Raw genomic sequence first — 4,875 nt, 5'->3', positions numbered from 1 at the left:
CGCGCCCAAGCGGGCGCGGCCTTGACAGCCGCCGCGCGCGCCGGCCTGCAAAATCTGCGGGCCGGGACGAAGGAACGGGCTCCGCGGGGGGCCGAACAAAGGAACTTCACACTTGAAGGAGGACTGTCGCTCGCCACACCATTCACCACGTTCCCAACTCCATAACCCTCCACAAAACCGGAGCAGGCCCACTTCTTGTCGATTGCACCGCCTATGAGCGCCATCGGAGTGGCGCGCTCCCAGCCATGATCCCTCCGTCGCCGTATGACGGCGACACCTCCCCAGCGAAGCTGGGGAGGAAGGATTACTTCCTTGCCGCCTTGTAGGCCGGCCGGGAGAGGCAGCGGTCGAGCCAAGCCTGGACGTTGGGGAAGGGGCCGAAATCGTACTTGATCGGCTTGGCCCAGCTGCAGATCGAGGCGAGGTTCAGGTCGGCCACGGTGAATTTCGTTCCCAGCAGGTACTCGCGCCCCTCGAGCGCGCCGTTCAGCACGCCGAACGGCTTGGGCAGCGCCTTCAGCGCCTCTGCGACCGCCTCGGGCTTCTTCTTGTCGGGCGGCGTCATGAACATGTCGATCAGGACTGTGAGCAGGGATTTCTCGACCTCGGTCATGCCCCAGAAGCTCCACTGGGTGCAGATCGCGCGATCCTCGGCGCTCGCCGGGAAGAAGCCTTCCTTGCCGTGCTTCTCCGCGAGGTAGAGATTGATCGCCATCGATTCGAACAGCTTGAAGTCGCCGTCGACCAGGGTCGGCACCTTGCCGTTGGGATTGATCTTGAGATACTCGGGGCTCTTCAGGTCCTTCATCTCGACAGCAATATGCTCGAACGGGATGCCGAGCTCGTGCACGATCCACAGTGCGCGCGATGCCCGAGAAGCCGATGGGCCATAGATCTTGATCGTCACCGAATGTCTCCCCGCCGTTACGGCGTCGGACGATAATCCAGCGCCGCCCGACGGTCTAACTCAATCCCCCAGCCCGTACTCGTTTCCGACATAGCCGTGCCGGTGGCCGAAACGCTCGGTCATGACCTGGGCGAGATCGCGCTCGGGTGGCGCCACCCAGCCGCCGGCACGCACGGCGTAGTGCCGGGCGCCGCGCGCCGCCTTGGGCTCCTGGCCATTTTGCAGAGCCCGCGCAGCGCCCATCACCAGCTTGCGGAACTCGACGATGCCGAGGTCGGTCGGGCCGAGATGCTCGCTCGTGCGGTCCTGGATCGGCCCCTGGCTGTCCTGGATCGCGGCGTCCTGCTCGCTCACGCCCATGATGCCGGTGAAGCTCTCCGTCTTCTGCTTGGCGCGGTCGAGCATGTAGTCGTTGCGGATGTTGCGTACCGGCACGTAGTCGGCATCGACCTCGGCGTGCAGGCTGAGGCCCCTGGCGTACTTCTCGCGCTCGGAATTGGTGAACGGCCGGTCGGGGAGCCAGCTGTAGGTATAGATCCAGCAGTTCACGTCATCGACCGGCACCCAGCACTGCCCGTGATAGACGTCGCCCGGAAAGGCGACCGGGACGAGCGCATGGTTGGGCATCAGGAACTGCGAGATGCGCCAGTACCTGTCGGCGGAGTCGGTCTTGCGCGCCGCCCCGATGACCAGCCCGGTATCGTGGCCGGCGATCGCGAATTTCGGTCGCGGGTCGTCCATCACCCAGCGGATACGGTCCTGCAACTCCTGGCCGGCGCCGATTGCCGAGGTGCTGCGAAAGATCTCGAGCCTGGTCTTCTCGTCCTGGGTCGGCACTTTGTGCAGGAAGGAGAAGTGGGCGGTGTCGATCGCACCCTCGAGGCTTTGCACCCAGTTGCAGTCCTGCCACTTCTTGGAGACGTAGCGCTGCGCTGCCGGCACCAGCCCCATCTCGACTTGCGGCAGCTCGGGCATGTGCTCGCGCGGGCCCATGTAGACCCAGATCATGTCGCCCCATTCGCGCGTCGGGTAGGCGAGGAGCCTGATCGTGTCCTTGTAGGAGGATTCGGGCGGCGAGGTCGGCAGGTCGACGCAGTTGCCGTCGACGTCGAACTTCCAGCCGTGGAAAGCGCAGCGGATGCCGCACTCCTCGTTGCGCCCGTAGTAGAGATTGGCGCCGCGATGCGGGCAGTGCGGCTCGACGATGCCGACCCGGCCGTCGGTGGCGCGGAAGGCGAGCAGGTCCTCGCCCAGGATCCTGATCTTCTTCGGTGGGCCGTCGCGCTCGGGCAGCTCGGCCGAGAGCAGGGCCGGCATCCAGAAGCGGCGCAGCAGGTGGCCCATCGATGTGCCGGGGCCGCTCCGAGTCAGGAACTCGTTGTCCACCTTGCTCAGCATCAGTCGCCCAGCCCGTAGTGGTTGCCGACATAACCGTCGCGATGGCCGAAGCGCTCGGTCATGACCGCGACCAGATCCTTGTCCGGTGCGGCGACCCAGCCGCCGGCACGCACGGCATACTTGGCCGCCTTGCCCGCTGCCTTCGGGGCCTCACCGCTACGCAGGGCGCGGGCACTGCTCATCAGCAGCTTGCGGAACTCGACGATGGCAACGTCGGTCGGCCCGAGATGCTCGCGCGTGCGGTCCTGGATGGGCCCCATGCTGTCCTGGATGGCGGCGTCCTGCTCGCTCACGCCCTCGATGCCGGTGAAGCTCACCGTCTTCTGCGCCTGGCGATCGAGGCGGTAGTCGTTGCGTGGATTGCGCAGCGGCATGTAGTCGGCGTCGACCTCGGCATGGACGTTGAAACCGCCGTCGAACTTGGCGCGCTCGGAGTTGCTGAAGGGTCGGTCTGGATTCCAGGAGTAGGTGTAGATCCAGCACGACACGTCGTCGACCGGCACCCAGCACTGGCCGTAGTAGATCTCGCCCGGGAACGCGGTCGGCGTGTAGGCGTGGTTGGGCATCAGGAACTGCGAGATGCGCCAGTAGAGATCGGCGCCGTCGGTCTTGCGCGCCGCGCCGATCAGCAGGCCGGCATCATGGCCACGGACGGTGAATTTCGGCCGCGAGTCGTTGTGGATCCAGCGGATGCGATCGTCGGGCTTCGACTGGTCGGCGATGGCCGCCTTGGCCAGCGCGGCGCGCGCCGCGGATTCGTCTTTGGCCAGCACGGCGTGCAGGAACGTGAAGTGCGCCGTATCGATCGCGCCCTCGACGCTCTGCACCCAGTTGCAGTCCTGCCATTTCTTGGTGACATAGCGCTGTGCCGCGGGCAGCAGCCCCAGCTCGAGCTGCGGCAGCTCGGGCATGTGCTCGCGCGGGCCCATGTACACCCAGATCATGTCGCCCCATTCGCGCGTCGGGTAGGCGAGGAGCCTGATCGTGTCCTTGTAGGAGGATTCGGGCGGCGAGGTCGGCAGGTCGACGCAGTTGCCGTCGACGTCGAACTTCCAGCCGTGATAAGCGCAGCGGATGCCGCACTCCTCGTTGCGTCCGTAGTAGAGATTGGCGCCGCGATGCGGGCAATGCGGCTCGACGATGCCGACCCGGCCGTCGGTGGCACGAAAGGCGAGCAGGTCCTCGCCCAGGATCTTTAGCTTCTTCGGGGGGCCGTCGCGCTCGGGCAGCTCGGCCGAGAGCAGGGCCGGCATCCAGAAGCGGCGCAGCAGGTCGCCCATCGGGGCGCCGGGACCGGTCAGGGTAAGAAGGTCGTTGTCGGATTTGCTCAGCATCGCACCATCGCCTTGTCGAGAGCCTGCACCATCACCCTGACTCCTTACCGAACGCCTGGCCCCATTACACTGTCGCTTTTTCGAGAGCTTGCGCCAGATCGCGGATGATGTCGTCCACCGTTTCGATGCCGATCGACAGACGGAGCACGTCGGGACCTGCGCCGGCGGCGACGCGCTGCTCGTCGGTGAGCTGGCGGTGCGTGGTCGAGGCGGGATGGATGATCAGGCTCTTGGCGTCGCCGATGTTGGCGAGATGCGAGAACAGATCGACATTGTCGACCACCTTCACGCCCACGTCGTAGCCGCCCTTGACGCCGAAGGTGAACACCGAGCCCGCGCCTTTGGGCAGGTACTTCTGCGCGAGCGCAAAATACTTGTTGGAGGGCAGGCCGGCGTAGTTGACCCAAGCCACTGCCGAATGGGTCTCGAGGAAGCGCGCCACGGCGAGCGCGTTGGCGCAGTGGCGCTCCATGCGCAGGCCGAGCGTCTCCATGCCGAGCATGGTGATCCACGAATTGAACGGCGCCTGGCTGGGGCCGAGGTCGCGCAGGCCGACGGCATGGCTATGAAAGGTGTAGGCCATGTCGCCGAACGTCTCGAAGAAGTTCAGGCCGTGATAGGCGGGCTCGGGCCCCGCGAGGCTCGGGAACTTCCCGCCGCGCGTCCAGTCGAACTTGCCCGAGTCGACCACCGCGCCGCCCATCGATGTGCCGGTGCCGCTCAGGAACTTGGTGGTCGAATGGACGATCAGCGTCGCGCCGTAGTCGATCGGCTTGCACAGGTACGGCGTGGCCAGGGTGTTGTCGACCAGCAGCGGCACGCCGACCGATTCGGCGATGCGCGCGATCGCCTCGAGGTCGCTCACCACGCCGCCCGGATTTGCCAGGCTCTCGATGAAGAAGGCCCGCGTGTTCTCATTTGCCGCCCGCTTGAAATTTTCCGGCTGGTCGGCGTCGACGATCTCGGCTTTCCATCCGAACTTTGGATAGGTGTTGCGCATCTGCTGCAGCGAGCCCCCGTAGAGCCGCGACGACGCGACGATCTGGGCGCCTGACGACATCAGGGAGAACAGCGCCAGCACCTGCGCCGCATGGCCGGACGAGGTGACCGTGCAGCCGCGCCCGCCCTCCAGGGTCGCGAGCCTTGTCTCGAGCGCGGCGTTGGTCGGATTGGTGAGCCGCGAGTAGATGAACCCCACGGTCTGCAGGTTGAACAGGGCTGCCGCGTGATCGGCAT

At 65.9% G+C, this 4,875-nt stretch carries 4 protein-coding genes; all 4 read right to left on the bottom strand.

Annotated elements, in window-relative coordinates; all coding sequences use genetic code 11:
- Positions 1–304 precede the first annotated feature (304 nt).
- Positions 305–907 carry a glutathione S-transferase family protein gene (locus AB7O82_RS37330; RefSeq protein WP_428542793.1) on the bottom strand — a complete coding sequence of 201 codons (603 nt, stop codon included), beginning with the start codon at positions 905–907 and terminating at the stop codon, positions 305–307.
- Between the two features lie 60 nt (positions 908–967).
- The gene (locus AB7O82_RS37325) at positions 968–2,305 is read right to left on the bottom strand and encodes a Rieske 2Fe-2S domain-containing protein (RefSeq protein WP_428542790.1); all 1,338 of its coding nucleotides are present in this window, start codon (positions 2,303–2,305) and stop codon (positions 968–970) included.
- Positions 2,305–3,639 (bottom strand): Rieske 2Fe-2S domain-containing protein, encoded by a 1,335-nt coding sequence (locus AB7O82_RS37320; protein WP_428542787.1) that lies wholly within the window; start codon positions 3,637–3,639, stop codon positions 2,305–2,307. Before AB7O82_RS37320 ends, AB7O82_RS37325 begins: the two co-directional genes overlap by 1 nt.
- A gap of 64 nt (positions 3,640–3,703) precedes the next feature.
- Positions 3,704–4,875 (bottom strand): O-acetylhomoserine aminocarboxypropyltransferase/cysteine synthase family protein (locus AB7O82_RS37315; RefSeq protein WP_428621806.1); only part of this gene is annotated, 1,172 nt, incomplete at its 5' end.

The sequence above is a fragment of the Reyranella sp. genome (assembly GCF_050185545.1).
Taxonomy (GTDB): domain Bacteria; phylum Pseudomonadota; class Alphaproteobacteria; order Reyranellales; family Reyranellaceae; genus Reyranella.
This window is presented reverse-complemented; position numbering and strand designations above follow the sequence as displayed.